This is a genomic window from Paenibacillus sp. FSL P4-0127, from assembly GCF_038007325.1.
GTDB classification, from domain to species: Bacteria; Bacillota; Bacilli; order Paenibacillales; family Paenibacillaceae; genus Fontibacillus; species Fontibacillus macerans.
In genome coordinates this window covers 5,879,461-5,904,572 of sequence record NZ_JBBOWY010000001.1, presented here as the reverse complement: position 1 = coordinate 5,904,572, position 25,112 = coordinate 5,879,461, and the positions used below count along the sequence as shown (strand labels likewise).

Genomic DNA, 25,112 nt, shown 5'->3' with positions numbered 1-25,112 from the left:
CACTTTTGCAGTTGATCTCATCTCAGCGGGCACTAGCGTTGCATTAACTGGGAAATGATCATGTTTTCAAGCCGATCATGCGCCCGCCGGAAATCTAACGGTTGCAGCAGCGGCTAATTTGCGAACAAAGCCTTTTTCAAAACTCTAACGGTTGTGAGCGCCGTTATTTGCCTGAATCTAAGCAAACTAAGCCGGATTTCAGTGAAATAAGCGCTATGGCAACCGTTACAATTTAAAATCAACGTTTTTGGAACAAATAACGCTTGTGGCAACCGTTAGAATATTGGTGTGGCTAATGCAATGCTAGTGCTCAGCAGGCCGCCCTTCTTTCCATGAAAAACGATATGCTCGGCTGAATGACATGAATCGTCCAATTCCCGGATTAAGTATCCAGGAAGTCGATAATTTCGCTCAGCTTCAGATTATAGACCTGCTTCTCGTCCACATGATACACGTTTAAGGCGTACGTTTCCGGCAGGAAGTTTAAAATCCGGCACGGGATGCTCATCCGTTCCCCGTTCCGGTTGATATATAACCGTACCAGTTTGTTTCCCGTAATGTAACTTTGAATCCACTTCTGAAATTCCTCGCTGGAAGCAAAGTCCTTAAAGCCGCTGGCGGCTTGATCCGGGACAGGCGCTTCCGCTTTGGGCTGGGGTTTGCTTTGTTTGCCGTCATCGGGAGCATTGTTGTTCGCCTCCGTTTTTCCCAAGCGCTTATGCTTATAGGTCTTGGAAATAAAGGACTGCTTCCGGTTGGCAAGCAGCGAATCGATGATTTCACCCAGTTCTATTCCCGAATTAATTCGGAAATCCATGATGTCGGGCCCGTTGTTCAACAATTGCAGCAGGTTCTGCAGCGCTTGCCCGTTCGTTTTGCTCCGAATCAACACTTCCACGTTAAATAAGTAACCGGATTCATCTTCATGATGCTGTTCATTTTGCTTGTCCATAGTTCCCCCATAAAAGTCGTGTTCGGTTTGACTTCATTAATAATAGCACCGCTCAATAAACAATCATAGCCCCAAATTCCCAAAAAAAAACACGGAACAGAATATGTAAAGAATTTACAATTATCCGAATGAATCGAACCCGTTTCGCAAACACTGGTTGTGGGTAATAAATAAGGGAGCATACTCTATTCCAGGATGAAGGTAGGGGATGAATCATGGCGCAATCGGATGCCAAACCGACGGGCAAGTCGAACAAGACGGCCCTGGAGCGGATGCTTAACGTACAGGTGGCCAATTTGAACGTGTTATACGTCAAGCTCCATCATTTTCATTGGTACGTTCAAGGCGGCAATTTCTTTACCCTGCATGCCAAATTCGAACAGCTATATAATGAAGCCACGGAGCAGATGGACGCCATCGCCGAACGGATGCTAGCCCTGAAGTGGAAGCCTGCGGCAACGTTAAAGGAATATCTCGATTTGGCCACCATTCAGGAAGCGGCGGGGCAGGAAGAGCCTCAGGCCATGGTGCAGAGCTTGGTCGAGGATCTTGCCTCCATGGCGGAGTCTTATCATGAAGCGATCGATTTGGCCGATCAGGCCGGCGATGATGCCACCAGCGACTTGTTGACGGGGTATAAAAGAGATTGGGAAAAACACATGTGGATGCTGCGTTCTTACTTGGGCTGATTTAGGAAAGCTTAAGTCGGTCCCCCCTTAGTTTGAACAGGCTTGGCCGTCATGAAGAGGGCCGAGCCTTTTTCGTATGACGGCAATCCGCCGGCGTACGTTGATTATGCATACAAAGTAGGTTAGAATGAAATGAGAATCAATGAGAATCACTTAGAATTATTCTAATGTGAGAATTGTTATGCTATAATGGCAAAAACAAAGGGCAGCGTCCCTGGCTAAACTCTCGTACGATGGAAGGAGCAGGAAAAATGGCTACACATTTTGTTGTGGAAGGTCTTAAAGCGACGATTGAAGGGAAGGAGATCCTGAAAGGGATCGATCTTGAGATAAAAGGCGGAGAAATCCACGCCATTATGGGCCCGAACGGAACCGGGAAAAGTACGCTCGCATCGGCGCTCATGGGACATCCGAAATACGAAGTGACGGACGGTAAAGTTACGCTGAACGGCGAAGACGTGCTGGAGATGGAAGTGGACGAGCGCGCCCGCGCCGGCATGTTCCTGGCCATGCAGTATCCGAGCGAAATCGCCGGGGTGACGAATTCCGACTTTTTGCGCAGCGCGATCAACGCCCGCCGCGAGGAAGGCGACGAAATCTCTCTGATCAAATTCATCCGTCAAATGGAAGCGCAAATGAAGGTGCTGGAAATGAATCCGGAATTCGCCCACCGCTATTTGAACGAAGGTTTCTCCGGCGGGGAGAAGAAGCGGAACGAAATTTTGCAAATGCTGCTGCTGGATCCGAAACTTGTCATTCTCGACGAAATCGACTCCGGCCTTGACATCGACGCGCTGCGCATCGTGGCGAACGGCGTCAACTCGATCCGCAGCGAGGATCGCGGCTTCCTGATCATCACCCACTATCAGCGCCTGCTGAACTACATCAAACCGGACTTCGTGCACGTCATGATGCAAGGGCGCATCGTCAAATCCGGCGGCCCCGAGCTGGCGGAACGTCTGGAGCAGGACGGTTACGATTGGGTTAAAGAAGAGCTTGGCATCGTGGACGAGACGGTCGGTCAAGAAGCCTAAGCGGAAGGAGGAACCAAAAGATGACGACACAAACCGTTCTTCCGGTGGAAGCGGAGCAGCTGAAGAAAATTTCCGCTAAGCGCGGCGAACCGGCGTGGCTGACCGAAAACCGGTCGCGGGCGCTGCAGCTGGCGGCGGAACTGGAATTGCCTAAATTGGAGAAAACGCGGCTCGACCGCTGGGATCTGAACAATTACGGAGGATTAAGCGAGGTTCGCCAGGAAAAAACGCAGCAGCTTCCGGAAAGCATAACTTCGCTTGTTGATTTGACGGAGCACAGCAATCTGCTTGTGCAACGCAACTCCGACACCGTATTTACCCGGCTTGCGCCTGAGTTGGCGGCGAAGGGCGTTATTTTTACGGATCTGGAAACCGCGGCCCGCGAGCACGGCGACCTTGTCCAGAAATATTTGCACGCGGCGGTGAAGCCGGAGGAAAACCAGCTTACCGCGCTGCATGCGGCATTGTGGAACGGCGGGGTATTCCTGTACGTGCCGAAAAACGTGGAAATCGAGGCGCCGCTGCAAAGCATTTTCCTGCTGGATGAGGCCGAAGCTGTTTTTGCGCCGCATGTGTTGATCGTGGCTGAAGCGAACAGCAAGGTCACATACGCGGATAATTATATTTCCGTAAACCTGGGCGGCAAAATCGTGCACAACGGTTCCGCGGAAGTGTTCGTAAACCAAGGGGCCAAGGTGCAGTTCGCTACGGTGCATCATTTGGGCGAGCACGCGACCGACTTGACGTTCCGGCGCGCCATCGTCGAAAACGACGGCAGCATCGAGTGGATCGTCGGCGAAATGAACGGCGGCGACGCGGCCAGCGAAACGCTGTCGATTCTGAAAGGCAACGGCTCGAGCTCCGACGTCAAAGCGATCGCGGTCGGTTCCGGGTCGCAGCGTTTGAACTACACGACGAAGGCCGTTCACTACGGCAAAAGCTCAAGCAGCCAAATGATCACCCGCGCGGTGATGCGCGAATCGGCAACGGCGATCATCAACGGGATCACGAAGATCGAAAAGGGCGCGACCAAAGCGGACGGCCAGCAAACGGAAAAAGTGCTGATGCTGAGCCCGAAAGCGCGCGGGGACGCCAATCCGATCCTGCTGATCGACGAGGATGACGTTACGGCCGGGCACGCCGCATCCGTCGGCCAGGTCAACCCTGAGCAAATCTACTATCTGATGTCGCGCGGCATTTCCCGCGCCGAGGCCGAACGCTTGATCATCTACGGGTTCTTGGCTCCGGTCGTGTCGGATATCCCGCTGGAGCCGCTGCAAAAGCAATTGCAGGCTCTGGTGGAAAGGAAGTTGGGACAATGAGCATAAACGCCGAAGAGCTCAAAAAACAGTTCCCGATTTTGCAGCAGGAGGTAAACGGGCATCCGCTCGTTTACCTGGACAGCGCGGCTTCTTCCCAGAAGCCGGTCCAAGTATTGGAGGCGCTGAAGCACTACTACGAATGGGATAACGCCAATGTGCACCGCGGCGTTCACACGCTGGGCAGCCGGGCGACCGACGCTTACGAGGGAGCCCGCGAGAAGGTAGCCCGCTTTATCGGCGCGGCGCGCCGCGAGGAAATTATTTTTACCCGGGGAACGACGACGTCGCTGAATCTGGTCGCATCCTCTTACGGGGCGGCGTCCGTGAACGAGGGCGACGAAATTGTCATCACCCCGATGGAGCATCACAGCAACCTGATTCCGTGGCAGCAGCTGGCGCTGAAGAAGAAGGCGGTGCTGAAATATATTCCGCTTCAGCCGGACGGTCATATCGCGCTGGAGGATGCGGAGAAAACGATCACCGGCAAAACGAAAATCGTGGCCACTTCTTATGTATCCAACGTGCTTGGCGTGGTCAACCCGGTGAAGGAGCTGGCCGCCATCGCGCACCGGCACGGGGCCGTCATGGTCGTTGACGGGGCGCAAAGCACGCCGCATATGAAAGTGAACGTACAGGACCTCGATTGTGATTTCTATGCTTTTTCCGGCCATAAAATGTGCGCTCCGACCGGGATTGGGGTACTATATGGGAAGAAGCATCTGCTGGAATCGATGGAACCGATCGAATACGGCGGCGAAATGATCGACGATGTCGGTTTGTACGAGTCGAGCTGGAAGGAGCTCCCATGGAAGTTCGAAGGCGGGACGCCAATTATCGCCGGTGCCGTCGGACTAGCGGCGGCCATCGATTTTCTGGAAGGAATCGGGCTGGAGGAAATCCATCGGCACGAGGCCAAGCTGGCGGCTTACGCGATGAACCGCTTGTCGGAGATTGAAGGTTTGACGCTATACGGCCCGCGCGAGCGCGAGGTTGGACTGCTGACCTTCAATTTGGAGGACATTCATCCGCATGACGTGGCCACCGTGCTCGACGCTTCCGGCATCGCGATCCGGGCCGGTCATCACTGCTGCCAGCCGCTGATGCGCTGGCTGGAAGCGAGCGCAACGGCCAGAGCCAGCCTGTATTTATACAATACGGAACAGGATATCGACCGACTGGCGGAAGCTTTAATCCAAACAAAGGAGTATTTTGGGTAATGCAACTGGACGATTTGTACCGCCGCGTCATTATGGATCATTATAAAAATCCGCGCAACCGCGGAAAATTTGACGGAGATGCCGTTACGGTCGACCTGAACAATCCGACCTGCGGCGACCGGATTTCCCTGCAGCTGATCATCGAGGGCGACATCGTCAAGGACGCCCGGTTTACCGGGGAGGGCTGTTCGATCAGCATGTCCTCGGCCTCGATGATGACGGAAGCCGTCAAGGGCCGGACGCTGACGGAAGCGTTGGATTTGGCCGGACGTTTCTCCAAGCTGATGATGGGCGAATCCGTGGATTTTGACGATTACGAGGATCTCGAGGCCTTATCCGGCGTTAATAAATTTCCCGCCCGGATCAAATGCGCCACATTGGCTTGGAACGCTTTGAAAAAAGGGATTCAAACCGAATCTTAAACTTAAGGAGGGACCTGACTCATGGCCAAAAAAGCACCGGAATTGGAAGAGTACAAATATGGCTTCCGGGACGAACACAAGGCGGTATTCCAATCGGGTAAAGGCTTGACCCGCGAAATCGTGACGGAGATCTCCCGGATTAAGAACGAACCGGAATGGATGCTGAATTTCCGGCTGAAGTCGCTGGAACAATTCGAGAAGATGCCGCTGCCTCGTTGGGGCGGAGATCTGAGCGAGCTTGATTTTAACGATATTCAATATTATGTAAGACCTTCGGAAAAGCAAGGGAAGACGTGGGAGGAAGTTCCTGCCGAGATCAAGGAAACGTTCGATAAACTGGGGATTCCGGAAGCGGAGCAGAAGTTCCTCGCCGGGGTATCCGCGCAATACGAATCCGAGGTCGTTTACCACAGCATTCAGAAGGACCTGGAAGACCAAGGCGTTATCTTTATGGACACGGACTCCGCGCTGCGCGAGTATCCGGAACTGTTCCGCGAATACTTCGGCACCGTCGTTCCGGCGGCGGACAACAAGTTTGCCGCTTTGAACAGCGCCGTTTGGTCCGGGGGCAGCTTCATCTACGTGCCGAAAGGCGTAAAATGCGAAATTCCGCTGCAGGCTTATTTCCGCATCAACTCGGAAAATATGGGCCAGTTCGAACGCACGCTGATCATCGCCGACGAAGGCAGCTTCGTGCACTACACGGAAGGCTGCACGGCGCCGATCTACAGCACGAATTCGCTGCATAGCGCGGTCGTGGAAATCATCGTGAAAAAGGACGCCCGCGTGCGTTACACGACGATTCAAAACTGGGCGCCGAACATTTACAACCTTGTTACGAAACGGGCGGTGGCCGAAGAGAACGCGACGATGGAATGGGTCGACGGCAACATCGGCTCCAAGCTGACGATGAAATATCCGGCGGTCGTGCTCAAAGGCCGCGGAGCGAAAGGCAGCGTGCTGTCCATCGCGGTAGCGGGCAAAGGCCAGCTTCAGGACGCCGGCGCGAAAATGATCCACCTGGCACCGGATACGACGTCCACGATCGTGTCCAAATCGATCAGTAAACAAGGCGGCAAAGTGACGTACCGCGGCCTTGCTTCCTTCGGCCGTCAGGCGGAGGGCGCGAAAGCCAACATCAAATGCGACACGCTGATCCTCGACAACGAGTCGACGTCGGATACGATTCCGTACAACGAAATCATGAACGACAACATCGTGCTGGAGCACGAAGCGACCGTCTCGAAGGTGTCGGAAGAGCAGCTCTTCTACTTGATGAGCCGCGGCCTCTCCGAAGAAGAAGCGACGCAAATGATCATCATGGGCTTCATCGAACCGTTCACCAAGGAGCTGCCGATGGAATACGCGGTAGAGATGAACCGGTTGATCAAGTTCGAGATGGAAGGTTCGATCGGTTAAGGAAAGTTAAGCTATCCACTATTTAGGTTGAAAAATCCGCAGATTTGCTCTGCGGATTTTTTTTACATAGCGGGGAAAACCACCATCTACCGGTAGGGTATTCGCTGAATAGAGCGGAAAGCCTCCCGGCTTTGACAACGGCTTCATGAATCGGGTCCGGCAGCTGCTCGTTTTTCATGGGAAGAAGGAAAGCTCGCTGGGATCAGATGCAAAAGTACATTTGATTTTCCGCAAATTTCTGCTTTTGAGCGGATGAAGTGCAATAATACATTTGATTTGGGGCTATCGGATCAAAAAGTATCTTTTGTCCGGAAATGAAATGCACTTTTGCAGTTGAGCCGCCTATTTCGGGGGATTTCGACGAATATCGCATGCTCTTTAGGCTTTTGCATTTCGTCATCGTAACGGACTCAGGAGGGGGCCTGAGGAGATTTTATTGTCTCCAATTCAGCACAAGTTACGGCTACCGCCTGATCGTGACGCGCGTCCCGATCGGGAGGATTCTTGCCAATTCGATTACATCCGGATTGTACATGCGGATGCAGCCGTGGGAAACTTCTTTGCCGATAGAAGAAGGATCATTGGTGCCGTGAATCCCGTAATGGGGTTTGGATAACCCCAGCCAATAGGCGCCAAACGGGCCGCCGGGATTTGGGGCTTTATTGACGATCGTATAGGTGCCTTGCGGTGTTTGCGTGAGCATTTTCCCGATCCCGACCGGAAACGCGCGGACAACGGTGTTGTTGTCCAGCAAATACAATTTTCTTTCCGAAAGATCGACGATGATGCGGTAGTTCGGCATATTGTGCGCCTCCACGTTTTTGCCATAGTGTATGCTCTTTAGGCTTTAGTGGATTGGGCGCACGCAAAGCCGCCCCGGGCCGGTTGGCCCCATGGAGCGGCCTTGCATAGCTTACAGATACACATTACAGATACACATCTTCGATGATGGTTTCCCGTTCTTTGGAGAGATCGACGAAGCGGGCATCGGTTTGGACGAGCGGGCGGAAAAAATCGGTCTGGTTCGTCATCACGATCGAACCGACTTCGCCGGTGCTGAGCAGCACCTTCTTGCCGATGAAGTTCGGCAGCAAATGGCGGATCAGCGCCTGCGTCGGCTCGGGGCTGAGCTTGCCGAAGCTGAGGCTGTTCAGCTCGCGCAGTACGGTCAGCAGCTCCTGCTTGGACCGGTACACGCGATTGGTGGTCATCGCGGAATAAACGTCGGCGACGGCGGCGATTTTGGCGAAAGGGTGGATGTCTTTGGCGCGCAAACCGTTTGGATACCCGCTCCCGTCCTCGCGTTCATGGTGCTGCAGCGCTACTTGAGCGGCGATTTCGTCCCCGGTTGAGTTTCGGATAATTTCATATCCGTAGGCGGGATGTCCTTTGACTTGTTCAAATTCCTCCGGCGTCAGCTTGCCCGGCTTGGACAAAATTTCCTGCGGCACCTTGCAGTTGCCGATGTCGATCAAATAGCCGGCCTTGCCGGCCTGATAGGCTTCCTCCTTGGAATAGCCGAGCCATGAAGCGATATAATAGGAGAGCATGCCGACCTGCATGGAGTGATGGTAGGTATAGTTGTCATCGCCTCCAATGAGCAGGAGCAAGGATACGACGTCTTTATGGTCAACGAGTTGATCGACCATCGGCTTAAGCAGCTTGTCCACTTTGGCATTGTCAAAGGTACCGCCGGTTAGCGCTTCCAAAAAAATCTGTTCAAAACCGTCTACGGCGTCGTCCAAAATCGGTTTGACTTTTTGCCCCGGATGGGAAGGTCCTTCTTCCGAAGGAACATCCGCATCCAGGCTTTGCGGTTCAATATCCACATAGTCGACCCCGTGCTGCATCAATCTTACGATGGCATCGCTTGTCAACCGGGTGCCTTTTTGCATAACAAAAACACCATAATTATTGAATATGTCGGTTTGAAGACGGTCGCCGGACCTGAGTTCCATGATATGCACTTTCAAGGACGATGACACCTCATAATCACCAGTTTTCCTTCATAATAACAGGTAATAATTGGATTGACAATGAGAATTATGGGGCGCCAGTCACCGTACGGAGCTGTAAGTCCCGGGAACGGAGGGGTCCCACGGTCCCAGGCCGTGCCCTTTCCATTCGGAACCGTCTTCCCAGATTTCCTTCTTCCAAATGGGCACGATTTGTTTCAAGCGTTCGATGGCGTAACGGCTCGCTTCGTAGCAGCTATCCCGGTGCGGGGCCGATACGGCGATGACCACGCTGATTTCGGACAGGCCGACGCGGCCGATCCGGTGGCTGATGGCGCACCGCGCGCCCGGCCATTTCTCGCCGAGCTCGGCGCCGATTTGCTGCAGTTTGGCCAAGGCCATCGGGACGTAAGCTTCATATTCCAGGTGCACCGTGCGGCGCCCCTCGGTCCATTCCCGGGTCGTGCCGGTAAAAGTGAGCGTTGCGCCATGCGCGGAAGTGATGACTTTACGGGTGACTTCCTCGACGGAAACCGGTTCTTCGGTAATGACGTAAAGCTCGCTCTCCCGCGGGGGGGCGTTATCGTCCGCGGCGTTTTCCCCGCCCGATACCGGCGGAATCAAGGCGACTTCGTCACGCTCGGTGATGACGGCGTTCCCGGCGGCATATTCCTGGTTAACCGCCACGAACGAAGCGTCAATCAACGTTGAGGCGGCAGGGTAAGCCGCGGTCAAGGCTTCTTTCAATTGAGCTGCGGTCACTTGCTGATGTTCGGGATGCGGAAATGCGAAATCGAGGCTGGACGTGCCGATCCGGTCCGCCAGTCCGGCGAATAAGGCAATTTTAATTTTCATAAGTAAATCTCCTCGGCTTGGTTTGATTGTAATATATCATTATCGGAAGACAATGTTCAATTTAAAGGTATATAATACTCTTTGAACTCTAAAATTTAGAATAGGCCGATTTAAAGGAGAAGGCAAGGGGGCAAGATGTGATGCCGGAGATGGACCAGGACACATTAACGATACTTTATACGAACGATATACATAGCCATTTCGACGCCATGGAGCGCATCGCCGCCATGATCGATGAATTGCGGGCCCATGCGCCCGGCCCTACGCTCCTTCTCGATATCGGCGATCATATGGACCGTTCCGCCGTGGAAACCGAAGGGACGATGGGGCGGGCCAACGTCGACGTGCTGAACCTGACGGGCTACGATGCCGTGACGATCGGCAACAATGAAGGGCTGACGTTTACCCCCGGCCAGCTTGAACAAGCATATGCGGAATTGAAAAGCCCTGTCGTGTGCGGCAACATTCTGGATAAAGCGACCGGACGTCCGCCGGCCTGGATGCACAGACGGCTGATTGTGCAAAAAGGCGGGTTTACGATCGGCCTTGTTGCGGCGACGGCCGCTTTTGCCGAGTTTTATGACCTGCTGGGCCTAGGCGCACTCGATCCGCGGGAGACGATTGCCGAGGACGTGCGGCAGCTTCGCGGCCAAGTGGACCTCGTTATCGTCATGTCCCACCTGGGGGTGACGCTGGACCGCGAACTGGCGGCGACGGTACCGGGGATCGACCTGATTTTGGGCGGACATACGCATCACTTGCTGGAGACGCCCGAGCCCATCGGCTCGGCGATGATTACGGCGGCGGGTAAATTCGGCCGTTATTTGGGAAAGATCGTCGTCCGCAAAAATCCGCCGGGCCAGGGCCGGCCTTTGCAAATCGGCGGCGTTTGCCTCGAAGTGGGGGACGGGCCCAAGCAAGGGCGGGTGCAAGCGGCGATTGCCCGCAACCTGGCCGCAGCCAAAGAACGGTTAAGCCGCACGGTGGCCGTCGCGGAGCGAAGCCTGCCTATAGAATACGGCGCGGAATCTCCGTTCGGGAATCTGCTCGCGCAAGCGGTCCGGAGGTATACGGGCAGCGAGCTGTCGATCGTGAACAGCGGACAGCTGCTGTCCGGCCTTCCCGCGGGCGAAATTAGCGCGGGGATGCTGCATGAACGGTGCCCGTCGCCCATTAACCCCTGCAGAATGAAGCTGAGCGGGGAGGACATCCTTTACAGCCTGGAGCAATCGCTATTGGATGAAATGAAGGAAAAGGTCATTTTCGGATATGGTTTCCGGGGGAAAGTGCTGGGGAGCATTTGCGTCGACGGCATGGAAATCCTCTATAATCCGGACGCCCCTCCCTTCCGGCGGATCGTAGAGGCCCGCGTGGCGGGAAAGCCCGTGGAAGCCCGGAGAACCTACGATGTCGGAACGCTGGATATGTTTTCGTTCGGCGTCGGCTACGAGCGGCTGAAAAACGGAAGCGATATGCGGTTCATGCTCCCCGATTTCCTCCGCGATTTGCTGCGGCTGGAGCTGCAAACGGACGGCGCGGCGGAAAATTGTTTTCAGAAGCGATGGAAAAAAGTAGAATAAAAGAATAGACGTCACACCTGATCAGGAGGATGGGATGAGTTTTATCGTCGCGATTGTTTTAGCTATTGTGGAAGGCCTGACGGAGTTTATTCCCGTATCGTCGACCGGACATATGATCCTGACGGCCAAGCTGTTCGGCTACGACGATCAGTCGCCGGAGATGAAAACATTCGAGATCGTCATCCAGCTTGGGGCCATTTTGGCGATGGCCTGGGTTTACCGGGAGCGGATTCTGGATTTGCTTGGCCTGAGCCAAAAGGTAAAGACCGTCGACCCGGACGCTCCGTCACGGAGGCTGAATTTGCTGCATGTCTTTTTGGGGATTTTGCCGGCGCTTCTCGTCGGATATGTGTTCCGGGACTTCATCAAAAGCCTGTTCAGCTCTTCCACGGTATTGTGGGCCTTGGTCGCAGGCGGCGTTTTTATGCTGTTTGCCGAATGGTTCTCCAAACGCAAGGCGAAGATTACGGCGCCGGATATCGATCGGCTTACGTACAAGCAGGCTTTACTGATCGGCGTGTACCAATGCATCTCCGTACTGTGGCCGGGCTTCTCGCGTTCCGGCTCCACGATTGCGGGCGGCATGCTCAGCGGGCTGAGCTACCGGGCGGCGTCGGATTTTTCGTTCCTGATCGCCATTCCGATCATGTGCGCGGTTTCGGGTTACGAAATGCTCGATTCTTACCGATATTTAACTTCAGATACGCTGGGCTATTTTTTGGTCGGGTTTATCGTGGCTTTTATCGTTGCGTATGTGGTGATCGTGGCCTTTTTTAAGCTGATCCAAAAAATCCGGCTTCGCCACTTCGCTTACTATCGCTTTATTCTTGCCGCGCTATTCTGGATTTTTATTATGCGCTAATACCGCATATGGCTGGAAGTTTAACGATCCAAAATAAGCCGCTGTTCCATAGGGACATTAAGAAATTACAGAGACGGAAGTGGATAACATGCGGTTGATACCCGTCGGCTCGCTGCAGGCCGGAATGAAATTAGGCAAAAAGATTTATAATGAGGACGGGGTCGTTCTTCTCTCCGAAAATGCTGAGCTTACCGATGCGATTATTCGGCGTCTTAAGTCCCACGGGCTGGATTTCGTCTACATTGCGGATCCGCGTACGGATGATGTCGTTGTCAATGACATGATCGAGGATGAAACGCGGCGGCATGCGCTCTCGGAGATCCGGACCCAGTTTCGCAATTGGGCGACCCCGGCCGTCAAAGGTGTGGTATATCCCTATTTGGGAAAAAAGTTTACCGGCGTCATCGAGTCGATTCTCGACGATCTCAGCGCCAGAAACGACGCCATGATTATGATGATGAACATCAACAGCATGGATCATTACCTGTATCGTCATTCCTTGAACGTATGCGTGTATACGCTGCTGCTCGGACAAATTCACGGGTACAGCAAAGACGAGCTGACGATGCTTGGCCTGGGGGCGATGCTGCATGACGTGGGCAAAACAAAGCTGCCGTTGTCGCTGCTGAACAAGCCCTCCCGGCTGACCGACGAGGAGTTCAAGCAGATTCAGCTGCACCCGGAGCTGGGCTTTAAAATGCTTAAGGATGAGCCGGGCATTCCTTTGATTTCGGCGCATTGCGCTTATCAGCACCATGAGAAGATAGACGGCAGCGGTTATCCGCGGGGGCTGCGGGGCGAGGAGATCCATGAGTTTGCCCGCTGGATTGCGATTACGGACGCTTACGACGCCATGACGACGCACCGCGTCTACCGCAAGGCGATGCTGCCGCATCAGGCGCTCGAGGTACTGTACGCCGGATGCGGGGATTGGTACGAAAAATCGAAGCTGGAGGTTTTCCGCGACCGGGTGGCGATTTATCCGTTAGGCATGACCGTGAAGTTAAGTACGGGCGAAAGCGGCGTTGTGGTGAAAATTAACGGGCATATGCCGCAGCGTCCGGTGGTGCGGGTTTTAACCGATCCGCTGGGCGCGGAATTGAAATCGCCCTTTGAAATTGATTTGTCCGTTCAATTCGCCGTGGTGATTACGGAGATTGACGGGATGGGAATGGTGATAAAATCATGATGGAAACGAATAATATGGCGGGAGCTTGGAGTCAGGCGATCAGTCCGCAGAACGACCCGTGGGACCCGATCGGTTCGCTGCGCAAATACGGCCGGCATGTGCTGACCAGCGTGGAATTGACGGTTACGAATTTATGCAATATGCGCTGCGAGCATTGCGCGGTCGGCGACAGCCTGGTGCTGAAGGAGCCCGAACAGCTGCCGCTGCCGCTTATTCTGAAAAGGCTGGATGAAGTGGAGTATTTGCAAACGATCAGCATCACGGGAGGAGAGCCGACGTTCCGGCGGCAGACCGTGGAGGAGAAAATCATCCCACTGCTCAAATACGCCAAGGCGCGCGGAGTGCGCTCCCAGATCAACTCAAACCTGACCTTGAATTATGACCGGTACGAGCCGCTGCTGCCGTTTTTGGACGTGATGCACATTTCCTTCAACTATACGAGCGAGCGCGATTTTCACGAGGTGGGGTTTGCGCGAAGCGGGCATTCCGTTCCGGCGGAAGCGGCGTATAAGCTGTATGATACAATGATCGAAAATACGCGCAAACTAAGCGAAGCGGGGATGTTCATTTCCGCGGAGTCGATGATCAATTACCGGACGCACGAGAAGCTGCCGCAAATCCACCGGATGATCGTGGAGATGGGCTGCCGGAGGCATGAGGTTCACCCGATGTATGCGGCCGATTTTGCCGAAGGTCTGCCGGTGTTGGCGCTCACGGAAATGCGCAAGGCGATACATAAGCTGCTGGATGAGCGGGACCCGTCGGTTTGGATGCTGTTCGGGACTTTGCCGTTTTTTGCGTGCAGCGATGGTGAAGATGATCTTGAGCTATTGCGGCGCTTGCGGAAAGAACCCAACGTCACGGTCCGCAACGACCCGGACGGCCGGAATCGCGTGAATGTGAACATGTTTACGGGCGATGTTTACGTCACGGATTTTGCGGCCATTCCGGCGTTCGGCAATGTGAAGGAAGGCCGTTTGGACGACATTTTCGCCAAATGGCAAACGGAGCATCCGCTAAACCAGACGGTGAATTGCCATTGCGATGCCGCCGGCTGCTGCGGTCCCAATCTGCTTGTCGCCGATATGTACTACAAAAATATCGACTTTAAAGCCCGCCAAGCGATAACTCTATAGGAAAGAGGCGTTTCCATTGCCTGATGGTCATACCGAATTTGAAGTAGGGAAGCTGATTTTAAACCTGCTTATCGTATTTATTCTCGTTTTTCTGAACGGTTTCTTCGTGGCGGCCGAATTTTCGCTTGTCAAAGTACGGCAGTCCCGGCTCACCCAACTGGTTAAAGAAGGAAACCGGCGCGCGAATTATGCGCTGAAGGTAAATAAACGGCTTGACACGTATTTGTCGGCAACGCAGCTGGGCATCACGCTGGCCTCGCTCGGTTTGGGCTGGGTCGGCGAACCCGCCGTGTCGGAACTGCTGGTCGAGCCGCTCATGCATAAAATGGGCGCCACGGATCCGACGCTGATTTCGACGGTTTCCGTGGCCGTCGGCTTTGCGATCATTACTTTTTTGCATATCGTCATGGGCGAGCTTGCCCCCAAATCGCTGGCGATCCAGAAATCGGAGGAGACGTCGCTGTGGCTGTCGTGGCCGCTGCTGATGTTTTACCGGGTGTTCCTGCCGGTCATCTGGCTTTTGAATTCGGCGGCCAACGGGGCGCTGCGCCTGATCGGCATCGAGCCGGCCGGCGAGGCGGAAGCGGCGCACTCTGAAGAGGAGATCCGCATTTTGATGAATCAAAGCGCCAAAAGCGGGGTTTTCGATCAGGACGAAATGAAGCTGGTGGACAATATTTTCGATTTCTCGGACATGCTCGCCCGCGAGGTTATGCTGCCGCGCACGGACATGGACTGCTTGTACACGAACCTGAGCTGGGAAGAAAACATGAAGATCGTGGCCGAAACGAAGCATTCTAGGTATCCGGTTGCGGTTGAGGATAAAGACCAAATCATCGGTTTTGTCCATATTACCGACCTGCTGCTGCCGGAAGCGGACCGCCCGCTGGATTTGGCGCAAATGGTGCGGCCGATTCTGAACGTGCCGGAGTCGATGGAAGTCAGCCATGTGCTGCGCCTGATGCAGAAGAAGCATTCCCAGCTGACGCTGGTGGTGGACGAATACGGAGGCACGGCCGGGCTGCTGACCGCGGAGGAAATTCTAGAAGAGATCGTCGGCGACCTGCATGACGAGTTCGAGGACGAACGACCGGAAGTGGAAATTTTGGCGGAAGGCGTCTATTCGGTAGACGGCCGGATGCTGATCGAGGAAGTCAACGACCTGGTCGGCAGCGACATCGAGGATGAAGAGGTCGACTCCATCGGGGGGTGGCTGTTCAAGGAGCTGGAAGGGGCTCCGGCCAAAGGGAAAAAAATACAGGTCGACGACACCCTGTTTGAAGTGGCCGAATCGGGCCGCCTTCGCATCACCCGGGTGAAAATTACGAAACTGCAAATTTTGGAGCCGGATGAAGCTGAGTTGGAGGATGAATAGTACGGTTTGTTGATTATTGCCGAGTAAATAAAAATAAGGAAGTCCAGGTTGACAAACCTGGGCTTTTTTTTGAAAATACTAAAATTTATCACTCAACTTTCGCAGCAAAAAAATCGGCAGCAAGCAACTGCTGTAAGGCAACCGGCCAATCGAGTGTGCCGACTTCGTCGCACAGCAAATAAAACAAGCCGCTGAAGGGGCGTGCGTTGGACTTTACCGGGTTTGTGTCTTGGTGTCCCTGCCTGCAGCCTGCCTTTACACAATTATCCCTTACGTTCAGGGAGCAGGGGATGGGGGCTTGAGTAAGGATTCCAAAAAAAGAGAGAAGAAAAAAACAAAAAAGATGAGGAAAAAATGAGGCGGTTCAGGTGAGATGTTTGGCTTGATTAGAGAACATGCGTTTGGTATAATGAAATAAATGGAACTTATGTTCGTATATTCTTGATTCGGGGGCGAGCAAACATGGAGATCAATACGGGAACGGAACTTCAGCCATTCAGCAGCCGTTTTAACAGCGAGCAGGACTGCATGGAAGCGCTAATCGCGATGAAGTGGCCAAACGGCTTCGTCTGCCCGCGCTGCGCTCACACCCGGTGCAGCCGTCTGACCTCCCGGCATATCCCCTTATTTGAGTGCGGAAAATGCAAGCATCAAACATCGCCTTTGGTCGGTACGATTTTTGAAGGAGCCAAGGTGCCCTTGCTCAAGTGGTTCGAGGCTCTGGATTTGTTCCTGCTTGAGGGCGGCATCTCAGCGTTGCGGCTGCGCCAGGTGATCCGGGTCGCCTACAAAACCGCCTGGTCGATGCTGCACAAAATACGTCATGCCGTGGGAGAGTTCGATGCCCGGGAGCTGCTCTCTGGAGACGTGAAGGTGAACAGCGATCAGTATGGGCGTAATCCGTCCCGGTGTCAGCTTTCGCATCCGTACGCCTCGGCGGTCGTGGCCGGCTGCACGGTCAAGGATTCGGGCGAGCCGGAGCAGGTCAAAATCCGCCTGGTGCCAAATAAGCGGGGAGGCGAAAAGAGGGCAAACCGTCAAGATCTAACCGTTTTTATTAGCGGGCATGTGGATGTCCGTACATCGGCGGTACAGTCGTTCCCTCAGGCCTTTCGGCTGTATGCGCCCTTGCGGAAAGTGGTGAGAGAGGCGTGGGAATCGCTGAAGGGTACGTATGGAGCCTTGGGACTGAAACATCTGCAGGCGTACCTGAACGAATACACCGTACGCCGCCGGCTGCGCCTGTCCGAAGCGGAAGAAACGATGCGGCAGAAGTTGCTGCAAATGTGTGTGGCGATTCCAGCGATCCCTTACCGCCGGCTGATCGCACGCCAACCGAACCAGCCCCTTGCGGCTGCGGCCTGATCGAGACGCTGGAAACGATGGGGGGAGTTTGATGCAGATCAACTTAATGGGTAGGGGTTAGCATGAACTATGCGGGCGTTGCTGCAGACGGAAGGGTTCGGGCTACAGCAAAATCACGGTCCTTTCGGTTCCTTCGCGTCTTGTCCTTAATCTTCTGTCTTGATCTCTTGTCCGGTCTGTTTCACCTCCTCTAAACCTGATTTCTTCTCCTATGCCTTTCTAAATTATCTCGAACCTATCTGCTTCTCCACCAAATGTTTTCTTCTCCAGAGTTTGTCTGTTTCTCTGCTACCTGATCAAACGGGATAATTGTGCGAAGTCTCCCGGACATCGAGTGTTAATCTGCCGCCTACCCCACTTCCCTATTCTCAAGCTTTCAGCGCACTTCCGTGGTTTTTGCCACGATCGGTTTTCGACTTGACTGGCAAGCAAGGATTATAAAGGTTAAGCCAGACACCTCTTCCGTCCGAATATCTTAATTCTTTGAACACCTTCAATTCAAGGACTAAAGCTGATTTTTGCTCCCCGAAAGTTGAGTTATAAATTTCGGCGGGGGAAAAGACGAAGCGCTGGTAGAGAGGGGAGGAGAAGTTTGCGCGGGCATAAGCCCCGCCAGCGGCGATGTTTTTTTGCGATTTTTGCGGATTTTCGGTTCATTATCTGGGCGAACGTCATATGTTATTGGTAAGATGCAGGGAAATGATGGTTTCCTGACAGCATGAAATTTGTCCCGAAAAAGGAGGAAATTTCTTTGAACCATCCCCAAGAGCGCGTGTATACCCCCTTCATTGGCCCATTTGATCCTTGTCCGCCGATCACCCACAAAACATACAGCACCCCTCCGCAGTTATTTATACATTTTCAACCGCCGAATTTGCCGCAGTTCAGCCCGATGGAGGCTTTGAGACACGGTACGTTGTGGCCCGCTTTGTACAGCCCTTATGAATCCAAATGGGGAAAAGGACGGTGATCCCATGAGTGAGAATGCAAACAAGCCGTTCGATTCGCAATATTATGAACTGCTTGAAAAGCTGCAGGCGCTGGATTTCGTGCTGGTCGAGCTAAACCTGTACCTTGACACGCACCCCGATGACCTGGCCGCCATTCAGCAGTTTAACCAAGTGACCCGGGAACGGACACAGCTTGCCAATCATTTTCAGCAGCTTTACGGACCGCTGCAAAACTTTGGGCGAGCCTATTCGAAATTCCCCTGGGAATGGTCGCAAAGCCCGTGGCCTTGGCAGGTTTAAGTGTGTGTTCAAAAAGTCGGGTTTTCAGGACCGAGAAGGTTTGATGAAGCTAGGGGCTAGGGGCGGAGCGTACGTTTTGGGTTCGTGAGCACCGGAAGGCCCGGCTGAATTCAAGATTCGACGTCGAAACCACTCCATGATCTGCTTCGTGATAAGAAAAACGTCTATCGACGTAATTCAAGGAAGACAGACCACGCGATTAGCGGTAGTTTTTCTTGCGATATAAGGAAGGCGATACTTAGTTGTCAACTCTTTCTTATATCTTCAAAAGATGACTTTTTGAACTACCTCTTCCTGTGATTGAAGCTAAAGGAGGTTAATTAGGCGATATGTGGATATATGAGAAAAAGCTGCAATATCCTGTTCGCGTAGGCAAATGCGACCCTCGGATGGCCAAACTACTGATCGAGCAGTACGGCGGAGCCGATGGGGAACTGGCGGCCGCGTTGCGTTATTTGAACCAAAGGTACACGATCCCCGACAAGGTTATCGGGCTCCTGAACGATATCGGCACGGAGGAATTCGCGCATCTCGAAATGATCGCAACGATGGTCTACAAGCTGACCAAAGACGCGACGCCGGAGATGCTGAAGGCCGCCGGGATGGACCCGTATTACGTGAACCACGACAAGGCGCTGTTCTACGAGAACGCGGCGGGCGTTCCTTGGACCGCCACATACATCCAGGCCAAAGGCGACCCGATCGCCGACCTGTACGAGGATATCGCCGCCGAGGAGAAGGCGCGGGCTACATACCAGTGGCTGATCGACATGACCGACGACGTCGACATCCAAGACGGTCTGAAGTTTCTGCGCGAGCGCGAAATCGTGCACAGCTTGCGGTTCCGCGAGGCGGTGGAGATTTTGAAGGAGGACCGGGAGCATAAGAAGGTGTTTTGAGGTGATAAGCTAGAAGATGGCCCCGCTGGAAACTGCGGGGCTTATTTTTTTCCTAGGGAGAGCTTTATTCCCTTCCTTGCTCCACCTGCGGAACGACCGCTTGATGCAGGGCGGTGTCCAGCTCTTGCGTATATGCGTCGCGCTGCTTAAGGGTCCAGCCGAGGGCGGAGGACATAAATTCAATCACAGGCTGCTTCCATTCGCGCACCCAACGGATGTTGAAGAACAGCGCGCCCGTGCGGCGAATGAAGAAATCAACCGGCTTGACGGTCATTTCTTCGTCTATAGCGTACAGGAGCGGGACGAGCACTTCCGGCGGCAGTCCGCTCCGCTCCGCGTCTTCCCGCCGGCGCTCCGCGAGTTCGAATAGCCGGTCGACGTTGGAGCCGTACAGACGCGTCCAGCGCTCGGCAAGCGCAGCATCCAAACCGCGGCGAACGCCTTCCTCGCTTTTTTGCCGAACAAACTGCGGAAAGGCGTCGGAGCCGCCCACATGGCCGCCGGAAATCGGCATGTTTTTCGTCTTCGCCGCCACGAACCTGAGCCCTTCCTCCTGGCTTAATAGCCGCATGACCAGATCGACGATCGTTTCGGCCATTTTGCGGTATCCGGTAAGCTTGCCGCCCGCGATCGTAATAAGTCCCGACGAAGATTGCCAGATTTCATCCCGGCGGGAAATTTCGGAGGCGCTTTTTCCCTCCTCATAAATAAGCGGCCGCACGCCGGCCCAACTGGATTCGATGTCCGCCTCGGCAAGCTGAACCGTCGGAAACATGTAGCGAATTGCCGCCATAATATAATCGCGGTCTTCCTTCGTCATGACCGGCTGAACAGGATCGGCCTTGTAGAACGTATCCGTCGTGCCTACATACGTCTTGCCGTCGCGCGGGATGGCGAAGACCATCCGCCCGTCCGGCGTATCGAAGTAAATCGCCTGCTTCAAGGGAAACTTCGACTGATCGATAACCAGATGGACCCCTTTGGACAATTGAAGGTGCTTCCCGGTCTTGGACCCGTCTTTGTCGCGAAGCTCGTCGACCCAGGGGCCCGAGGCGTTGATGATTTTCTTTGCCCGGAACTCATACGCCGAGCCGTCCAATTGATCGACCACGCGCACGCCGGCGATCTTGTTGTCTTCATATAAAAAAGATTCGACCTTCATATAATTCATAGCCTTTGCGCCGTAGCGAACGGCTTCCTTCATCACTTCTATCGTTAAGCGGGCGTCGTCCGTCCGGTATTCCACATAATAACCGCCGCCCAGCAGCCCCTCCTGTTTCAGCAGCGGCTCGCGGGCCAGCGTCTCCTGCAGCGGCAGCATCCGGCGCCGTTCGCTGCGCTTGACTCCGGCCAGGAAGTCGTAGACACGCAAGCCGATGCCCGTGCTGAATTTGCCGAACGTGCCGCCGCGGTGCAGGGGCAGCAGCATCCATTCCGGCGTTGTCACATGCGGGCCGTTTTCGTAAACGATGGCGCGTTCTTTGCCGACCTCGGACACCGTTTTGATATCAAATTGCTTCAGGTAGCGAAGACCGCCATGCACCAGCTTGGTCGAGCGGCTGGAGGTGCCTGCGGCAAAGTCCTGCATTTCGAACAGCGCCGTTTGCAGCCCCCTCGTCGCCGCATCCAGGGCGATGCCGGCCCCGGTAATCCCTCCGCCGATCACAATGATATCCAGCGGCTGCTGCCTCATGGCTTCCACCATCGCTTTGCGGTTTGCTGCGGAAAATCTTACTGTCATCCCAATAACCTCCCTCGCCATAAAGACGGCGTAATAGTGCGTGTTCAACAACCACTAGTAGAAGTGAACAAATAGAAGTGAACAAAAAAACCGCAACAACACCTCGGCCCTGGGCTAAAGTGTAATTGCGGTTTCAAGCTTCTCCAACCGAATTTAAATATTAACTTATTAAAAATTGTAGCATATTTCCGGCCTTATTTGAATACCATTGTGGCCTCAATCGCTTTGCCCCAGCCAGCGTACAATTCATTGCGCTGCGTTTCCGGCATCGTCGGCGTAAAGATGCGGTCGATGCTCCACTGCGCCGCAATCTCATCCCGGCTCTCCCAGTATCCGACGGCCAGACCGGCCAGATAAGCGGCGCCGAGCGCTGTCGTCTCATAAATTTGCGGGCATTCCACAGGTACGCCGAGCATATCGCTCTGGAACTGCATCAGGAAATTGTTCTGCACCGCTCCGCCGTCCACGCGCAGTTTCGTAAGCTCAATCGAAGAGTCGGCCTCCATGGCGCTGAGCACATCTTTGGACTGGTAAGCGAGCGATTCCAGGGTGGCGCGGATAAAATGTTCTTTGGAAGTGCCGCGCGTCAGGCCGAAGATGGCTCCTTTCACTTCGCTGTCCCAATAGGGCGTCCCCAGTCCGACAAACGCCGGAACGACATACACGCCGTCTGTCGTATCCACTTTGCTGGCGTACAGCTCGCTGTCCTTCGACTCCTTAATCATGCGCAGGCCGTCGCGGAGCCATTGGATCGCGGAGCCCGCCACGAAAACGCTGCCCTCGAGCGCATATTCGACCTTGCCGTCGATGCCCCAGGCGATCGTCGTCAGCAGACCATGCGAAGAATGAACGGGCTGGTCGCCGGTGTTCATCAGCATGAAGCATCCGGTGCCGTAGGTGTTTTTGGCCATGCCTTTTTTAAAGCAAGCTTGCCCGAACAAGGCGGCCTGCTGGTCGCCGGCGGCGCCGGCAATCGGAACTTCCTCACCGAAGAAATGGTAATTGACCGTCTTGCCGTAAATTTCGGAAGAGGAACGCACTTCAGGCAGCATCTGCTTCGGAATCGTCAGCAGCTCCAACAGCTCATCATCCCATTTTAATTCATGAATATTGTACATGAGCGTGCGCGAAGCGTTGCTGTAGTCGGTAACGTGCACCTCGCCTCCGGTCAGCTTCCATATCAGCCACGTATCGATCGTGCCGAACAAAAGCTCGCCGTTCTCCGCTCTCTCCCGGGCTCCCGGAACATGATCCAGAATCCATTTGACCTTTGTGCCCGAAAAATAAGAGTCGATCAGCAGCCCTGTTTTGGAGCGGAACAATTCGCCGTGACCCGCGGCTTGCAGCTCGTCGCAAATCGATTTCGTCTGTCTGGATTGCCATACGATCGCATTGTAGACCGGCCGGCCGGATTCCTTATCCCATACGACCACCGTCTCGCGTTGGTTCGTAATGCCGATGCCGGCGATTTGGCTTGGCTTTACGCCGGATTCGATCAGGCAAGTCGCGATGACGGCGAGCACCGTTCCCCAGATTTCCAGGGCATTATGCTCCACCCAACCCGGCTCGGGAAAAATTTGCGTGAACTCCTTCTGCGCGACGTGGACGATTTGGCCCGCTTTGTTGAATAAAATGGCTCTGGAGCTCGTTGTACCTTGATCAAGCGACAAAATGTATTTTTCCATGTGAAGTTCCCCCTTTAATTGCGTGTTCAAAAAGTCAGGTTTTCAGCACCGAGAAGGTTGGATGAAGCTAGGGACTGAGGAGCGTAGCGTACGATTTGGGTACGTGAGCACCGGAAGGCCGGCTGAATTCAAGATTCGACGTCGATTTCGCTTCTTGACCTGCTTCGTGATCAAAAGATGACTTTTTGAACAACCTCTTTAAAAATTTGAGTATGATCGAGCAGATGATGGCGCCTATATTGACACGCTGTACTTGGCGCTTTTGCCGGAGAAAATGAGCACGATGCCGAAGAGGACGGCCGCGATGCCCACGACGACCCAAATGGCCGGGTCCGGTTGGCCCAAAAATACGTTCTTGTAAAATAACGCCCCCAGCGCCCCGCCCAGCAGCGGCCCTACGACGGGGATCCAGGCGTACTTCCAGTTGGAGCCGCCTTTGCCCGCGATCGGCAGCAGCGCATGCGCGATTCTCGGCCCCAAGTCGCGCGCCGGATTGATCGCATACCCGGTCGTTCCGCCCAGCGACAAGCCGATGCTGACGATGAGAAAGCCGACGATCAGCGGGTTTAGCCCATCCGTAAACTTGTTGGCGCCGATGGCCAAAATTCCCAGCACCAGGATGAACGTTCCGATCATTTCGCTCATCAAGTTGGAGAAAGGATGGTACACGGCCGGACCGGTTGCGAATACGCCCAACTTGGTGCCCGGATCCTCCGTTGCCATCCAATGCGGCAAATAATGCAGATACACGATGACGGCCCCGAGGATAGCCCCAAGCATTTGCGCCGCGATGTACGAGGGGACGTCGGCCCAGGGGAATTTCCCGATCAGCGACAGGCCCAAGGTGAGCGCCGGGTTGAGATGGGCGCCGCTGATCGAACCTACCGCATACGCCCCCATCGCGACCGCCAGCCCCCACCCCATCGCAATGACGATCCAACCCGAATTTGCCGCAAAAGATTTTTTAAGCGATACGCCCGCACATACGCCTCCGCCCAGTGCAATCAGAATCATGGTTCCAATCAACTCTCCCCAAAACGCTGACATGATAACCCCTCCCAATGATTATGAATGTTCAGAGAACGCAAAAAGACCTACATCAAGTGTGCGCCTAAACCGCCCATGCGGGGATGAGGGCACGTTCCATGTAGATCTCCAAGTCTCCGTAACATTATTAACTTGATTCAAATTTTATTTAAATTTGTAAACGTTGTCAATCACTTTTTTTCAAATTCTCGCCACAAATTTTTGTTCGAGGTGGTCACCGCTTCGGCGCCCGCTTGCAGAGCCAGTTCTACATCCTCCCTTGAAGAGATGAATCCGCCCGCCAGGATCGGCAGGTTCGTTCTGTCTTTCACCTTGCGGATCACGCTCGGCATGCCGCCGGGCAAAACTTCGATGGCATCCGGCTGCGTGCTCTCCAGCAGCTTGCAGCTTTTCTCCAAGGCGCTGTTGTCGATCAAGAAGATGCGCTGCACGGCGACGACGCCTTTTTGCTTCGCCTTTTGAATGACGCTGGACTTGGTGGACAATATCCCGTACGGCCGGTACTCCTGGCAAAGATACTCGGTCGCGTGCCCGTCGCTTTGCAGGCCTTGAATCAGGTCCATGTGCAAAAACAGCTTCTTGTTCGCTTGATGCACCATGCCGCAGGCGTGCTTGAGCTGGGCGATATGGACATCCAGCAGCACCAGATACTCATACGATGATGCCACGGCCTTCTCCAAATCTTTCATCTGCCGCGACGCAGGTAAAATTCGCTGTTCATAGAAATTCATATTTCAGGCCCCTTTGCTCAAACAGTCCAACCCTATTTTGCATGAAAGCCATGCTTAACTGTACATCCCATGATAAATGCGTTTTTAATCCTATGCAAGCACATAGATTCCGCGCCTTTCTCATATGCTGAAGCCAGGTCGTCCGCTGGATAACGTTATCATTAAAGGCAGCAAGTAAATATATGCTCTAGGCGTTCACTAATGATCGCCTTTTATATGTTCGTGAACACCCTCCGAAAATCCCTGCAACCGAATCCTTGTATTCTCACGCATATATAGGAGATATGTTTTATGTATTGGCTGGCAAGATGTTGTAAGTTATCATAACTTTGCAGACTGACACGTAGGGGAAATAAAAAGATGGACTATATTTTGAAAAAATGCCTA

23 protein-coding genes are annotated in these 25,112 nt (G+C 54.0%); 15 read left to right on the top strand and 8 right to left on the bottom strand.

Annotation, left to right across the window (positions count from 1 at the left end):
* Window positions 1-382: 382 nt before the first annotated feature.
* On the bottom strand, window positions 383-952 hold the full coding sequence (locus NYE74_RS26530) for a hypothetical protein (protein WP_341005291.1): 570 nt from the start codon (window positions 950-952) through the stop codon (window positions 383-385).
* 215 nt (window positions 953-1,167) lie between these two features.
* Between NYE74_RS26530 and NYE74_RS26525 the strand changes: the two genes are divergently transcribed.
* From NYE74_RS26525 to sufB, 6 genes are all read left to right on the top strand, one after another.
* Window positions 1,168-1,641, top strand: a complete 474-nt coding sequence (locus tag NYE74_RS26525; protein ID WP_036624782.1) for a Dps family protein — start codon at window positions 1,168-1,170, stop codon at window positions 1,639-1,641.
* Between the two features lie 251 nt (window positions 1,642-1,892).
* Window positions 1,893-2,675, top strand: a complete 783-nt coding sequence (gene sufC, locus NYE74_RS26520) for a Fe-S cluster assembly ATPase SufC (protein WP_036624780.1) — start codon at window positions 1,893-1,895, stop codon at window positions 2,673-2,675.
* A 20-nt stretch (window positions 2,676-2,695) separates the two neighbouring features.
* Entirely contained in the window at window positions 2,696-3,997 is a 1,302-nt protein-coding gene (gene sufD / locus NYE74_RS26515; RefSeq protein WP_124331672.1) for a Fe-S cluster assembly protein SufD, read from the top strand.
* Window positions 3,994-5,214 (top strand): cysteine desulfurase, encoded by a 1,221-nt coding sequence (locus tag NYE74_RS26510; RefSeq protein WP_036624776.1) that lies wholly within the window; start codon window positions 3,994-3,996, stop codon window positions 5,212-5,214. Before sufD ends, NYE74_RS26510 begins: the two co-directional genes overlap by 4 nt.
* Window positions 5,214-5,636, top strand: coding sequence for a Fe-S cluster assembly sulfur transfer protein SufU (gene sufU, locus NYE74_RS26505; RefSeq protein ID WP_036624774.1), 423 nt, complete (start codon window positions 5,214-5,216; stop codon window positions 5,634-5,636). Before NYE74_RS26510 ends, sufU begins: the two co-directional genes overlap by 1 nt.
* Before the next feature lie 21 nt (window positions 5,637-5,657).
* Complete coding sequence (gene sufB, locus NYE74_RS26500; RefSeq protein ID WP_036624770.1) at window positions 5,658-7,055, top strand: Fe-S cluster assembly protein SufB; 1,398 nt, start codon at window positions 5,658-5,660, stop codon at window positions 7,053-7,055.
* Window positions 7,056-7,518: 463 nt separating this feature from the next.
* On the opposite strand, the gene NYE74_RS26495 is transcribed toward sufB, so the two are convergent.
* The 3 genes from NYE74_RS26495 to NYE74_RS26485 form a co-directional block, all read right to left on the bottom strand.
* Complete coding sequence (locus tag NYE74_RS26495; protein WP_036624767.1) at window positions 7,519-7,857, bottom strand: L,D-transpeptidase; 339 nt, start codon at window positions 7,855-7,857, stop codon at window positions 7,519-7,521.
* Between the two features lie 124 nt (window positions 7,858-7,981).
* On the bottom strand, window positions 7,982-9,028 hold the full coding sequence (locus NYE74_RS26490) for an HD-GYP domain-containing protein (protein ID WP_036624765.1): 1,047 nt from the start codon (window positions 9,026-9,028) through the stop codon (window positions 7,982-7,984).
* 84 nt (window positions 9,029-9,112) lie between these two features.
* Window positions 9,113-9,865 carry a molybdenum cofactor biosynthesis protein gene (locus NYE74_RS26485; RefSeq protein WP_036624762.1) on the bottom strand — a complete coding sequence of 251 codons (753 nt, stop codon included), beginning with the start codon at window positions 9,863-9,865 and terminating at the stop codon, window positions 9,113-9,115.
* A gap of 140 nt (window positions 9,866-10,005) precedes the next feature.
* Here NYE74_RS26485 and NYE74_RS26480 point away from each other — a divergent pair, with 140 nt between their 5' ends.
* The 9 genes from NYE74_RS26480 to NYE74_RS26440 all read left to right on the top strand — a co-directional run bounded on the left by NYE74_RS26480 (window position 10,006) and on the right by NYE74_RS26440 (window position 19,521).
* A complete protein-coding gene (locus tag NYE74_RS26480) occupies window positions 10,006-11,445 on the top strand; it encodes a bifunctional metallophosphatase/5'-nucleotidase (protein ID WP_036624759.1) in 1,440 nt (479 codons plus the stop codon).
* Between the two features lie 34 nt (window positions 11,446-11,479).
* The gene (locus NYE74_RS26475) at window positions 11,480-12,307 is read left to right on the top strand and encodes an undecaprenyl-diphosphate phosphatase (protein ID WP_036624756.1); all 828 of its coding nucleotides are present in this window, start codon (window positions 11,480-11,482) and stop codon (window positions 12,305-12,307) included.
* Between the two features lie 88 nt (window positions 12,308-12,395).
* Complete coding sequence (locus NYE74_RS26470) at window positions 12,396-13,496, top strand: HD-GYP domain-containing protein (RefSeq protein WP_036624754.1); 1,101 nt, start codon at window positions 12,396-12,398, stop codon at window positions 13,494-13,496.
* Window positions 13,496-14,632 carry a radical SAM/CxCxxxxC motif protein YfkAB gene (yfkAB, locus tag NYE74_RS26465; protein WP_172531721.1) on the top strand — a complete coding sequence of 379 codons (1,137 nt, stop codon included), beginning with the start codon at window positions 13,496-13,498 and terminating at the stop codon, window positions 14,630-14,632. The genes NYE74_RS26470 and yfkAB overlap by 1 nt, the downstream gene beginning before the upstream one ends.
* A gap of 16 nt (window positions 14,633-14,648) precedes the next feature.
* The gene (locus NYE74_RS26460; RefSeq protein WP_036624751.1) at window positions 14,649-16,007 is read left to right on the top strand and encodes a hemolysin family protein; all 1,359 of its coding nucleotides are present in this window, start codon (window positions 14,649-14,651) and stop codon (window positions 16,005-16,007) included.
* Between the two features lie 462 nt (window positions 16,008-16,469).
* Entirely contained in the window at window positions 16,470-17,372 is a 903-nt protein-coding gene (locus NYE74_RS26455) for an IS1595 family transposase (RefSeq protein ID WP_341005290.1), read from the top strand.
* Between the two features lie 718 nt (window positions 17,373-18,090).
* Window positions 18,091-18,342, top strand: coding sequence for a spore coat associated protein CotJA (locus tag NYE74_RS26450; RefSeq protein WP_051985626.1), 252 nt, complete (start codon window positions 18,091-18,093; stop codon window positions 18,340-18,342).
* Window positions 18,343-18,346: 4 nt separating this feature from the next.
* Window positions 18,347-18,622 (top strand): spore coat protein CotJB, encoded by a 276-nt coding sequence (locus tag NYE74_RS26445; RefSeq protein ID WP_278739992.1) that lies wholly within the window; start codon window positions 18,347-18,349, stop codon window positions 18,620-18,622.
* A 329-nt stretch (window positions 18,623-18,951) separates the two neighbouring features.
* The gene (locus NYE74_RS26440) at window positions 18,952-19,521 is read left to right on the top strand and encodes a manganese catalase family protein (protein WP_124331669.1); all 570 of its coding nucleotides are present in this window, start codon (window positions 18,952-18,954) and stop codon (window positions 19,519-19,521) included.
* Window positions 19,522-19,585: 64 nt separating this feature from the next.
* On the opposite strand, the gene NYE74_RS26435 is transcribed toward NYE74_RS26440, so the two are convergent.
* From NYE74_RS26435 to NYE74_RS26420, 4 genes are all read right to left on the bottom strand, one after another.
* Window positions 19,586-21,262 carry a glycerol-3-phosphate dehydrogenase/oxidase gene (locus NYE74_RS26435; RefSeq protein WP_036624586.1) on the bottom strand — a complete coding sequence of 559 codons (1,677 nt, stop codon included), beginning with the start codon at window positions 21,260-21,262 and terminating at the stop codon, window positions 19,586-19,588.
* Between the two features lie 194 nt (window positions 21,263-21,456).
* Entirely contained in the window at window positions 21,457-22,947 is a 1,491-nt protein-coding gene (gene glpK / locus NYE74_RS26430; protein WP_036624584.1) for a glycerol kinase GlpK, read from the bottom strand.
* A gap of 234 nt (window positions 22,948-23,181) precedes the next feature.
* Window positions 23,182-23,994, bottom strand: a complete 813-nt coding sequence (locus NYE74_RS26425; RefSeq protein ID WP_036624582.1) for an MIP/aquaporin family protein — start codon at window positions 23,992-23,994, stop codon at window positions 23,182-23,184.
* Window positions 23,995-24,164: 170 nt separating this feature from the next.
* Complete coding sequence (locus tag NYE74_RS26420) at window positions 24,165-24,725, bottom strand: glycerol-3-phosphate responsive antiterminator (protein ID WP_316561601.1); 561 nt, start codon at window positions 24,723-24,725, stop codon at window positions 24,165-24,167.
* Window positions 24,726-25,112 lie beyond the last annotated feature (387 nt).

Bases quoted from the DNA above. Each gene is read 5' to 3' on its own strand.
- NYE74_RS26530 (WP_341005291.1), bottom strand. From the start codon at position 952: ATGGACAAGCAAAATGAACAGCATCATGAAGATGAATCCGGTTACTTA.
- NYE74_RS26525 (WP_036624782.1), top strand. From the start codon at position 1,168: ATGGCGCAATCGGATGCCAAACCGACGGGCAAGTCGAACAAGACGGCC.
- sufC (WP_036624780.1), top strand. From the start codon at position 1,893: ATGGCTACACATTTTGTTGTGGAAGGTCTTAAAGCGACGATTGAAGGG.
- sufD (WP_124331672.1), top strand. From the start codon at position 2,696: ATGACGACACAAACCGTTCTTCCGGTGGAAGCGGAGCAGCTGAAGAAA.
- NYE74_RS26510 (WP_036624776.1), top strand. From the start codon at position 3,994: ATGAGCATAAACGCCGAAGAGCTCAAAAAACAGTTCCCGATTTTGCAG.
- sufU (WP_036624774.1), top strand. From the start codon at position 5,214: ATGCAACTGGACGATTTGTACCGCCGCGTCATTATGGATCATTATAAA.
- sufB (WP_036624770.1), top strand. From the start codon at position 5,658: ATGGCCAAAAAAGCACCGGAATTGGAAGAGTACAAATATGGCTTCCGG.
- NYE74_RS26495 (WP_036624767.1), bottom strand. From the start codon at position 7,857: ATGCCGAACTACCGCATCATCGTCGATCTTTCGGAAAGAAAATTGTAT.
- NYE74_RS26485 (WP_036624762.1), bottom strand. From the start codon at position 9,865: ATGAAAATTAAAATTGCCTTATTCGCCGGACTGGCGGACCGGATCGGC.
- NYE74_RS26480 (WP_036624759.1), top strand. From the start codon at position 10,006: ATGCCGGAGATGGACCAGGACACATTAACGATACTTTATACGAACGAT.
- NYE74_RS26475 (WP_036624756.1), top strand. From the start codon at position 11,480: ATGAGTTTTATCGTCGCGATTGTTTTAGCTATTGTGGAAGGCCTGACG.
- NYE74_RS26470 (WP_036624754.1), top strand. From the start codon at position 12,396: ATGCGGTTGATACCCGTCGGCTCGCTGCAGGCCGGAATGAAATTAGGC.
- yfkAB (WP_172531721.1), top strand. From the start codon at position 13,496: ATGGAAACGAATAATATGGCGGGAGCTTGGAGTCAGGCGATCAGTCCG.
- NYE74_RS26455 (WP_341005290.1), top strand. From the start codon at position 16,470: ATGGAGATCAATACGGGAACGGAACTTCAGCCATTCAGCAGCCGTTTT.
- NYE74_RS26450 (WP_051985626.1), top strand. From the start codon at position 18,091: ATGAAATTTGTCCCGAAAAAGGAGGAAATTTCTTTGAACCATCCCCAA.
- NYE74_RS26445 (WP_278739992.1), top strand. From the start codon at position 18,347: ATGAGTGAGAATGCAAACAAGCCGTTCGATTCGCAATATTATGAACTG.
- NYE74_RS26440 (WP_124331669.1), top strand. From the start codon at position 18,952: ATGTGGATATATGAGAAAAAGCTGCAATATCCTGTTCGCGTAGGCAAA.
- NYE74_RS26435 (WP_036624586.1), bottom strand. From the start codon at position 21,262: ATGACAGTAAGATTTTCCGCAGCAAACCGCAAAGCGATGGTGGAAGCC.
- glpK (WP_036624584.1), bottom strand. From the start codon at position 22,947: ATGGAAAAATACATTTTGTCGCTTGATCAAGGTACAACGAGCTCCAGA.
- NYE74_RS26425 (WP_036624582.1), bottom strand. From the start codon at position 23,994: ATGTCAGCGTTTTGGGGAGAGTTGATTGGAACCATGATTCTGATTGCA.
- NYE74_RS26420 (WP_316561601.1), bottom strand. From the start codon at position 24,725: ATGAATTTCTATGAACAGCGAATTTTACCTGCGTCGCGGCAGATGAAA.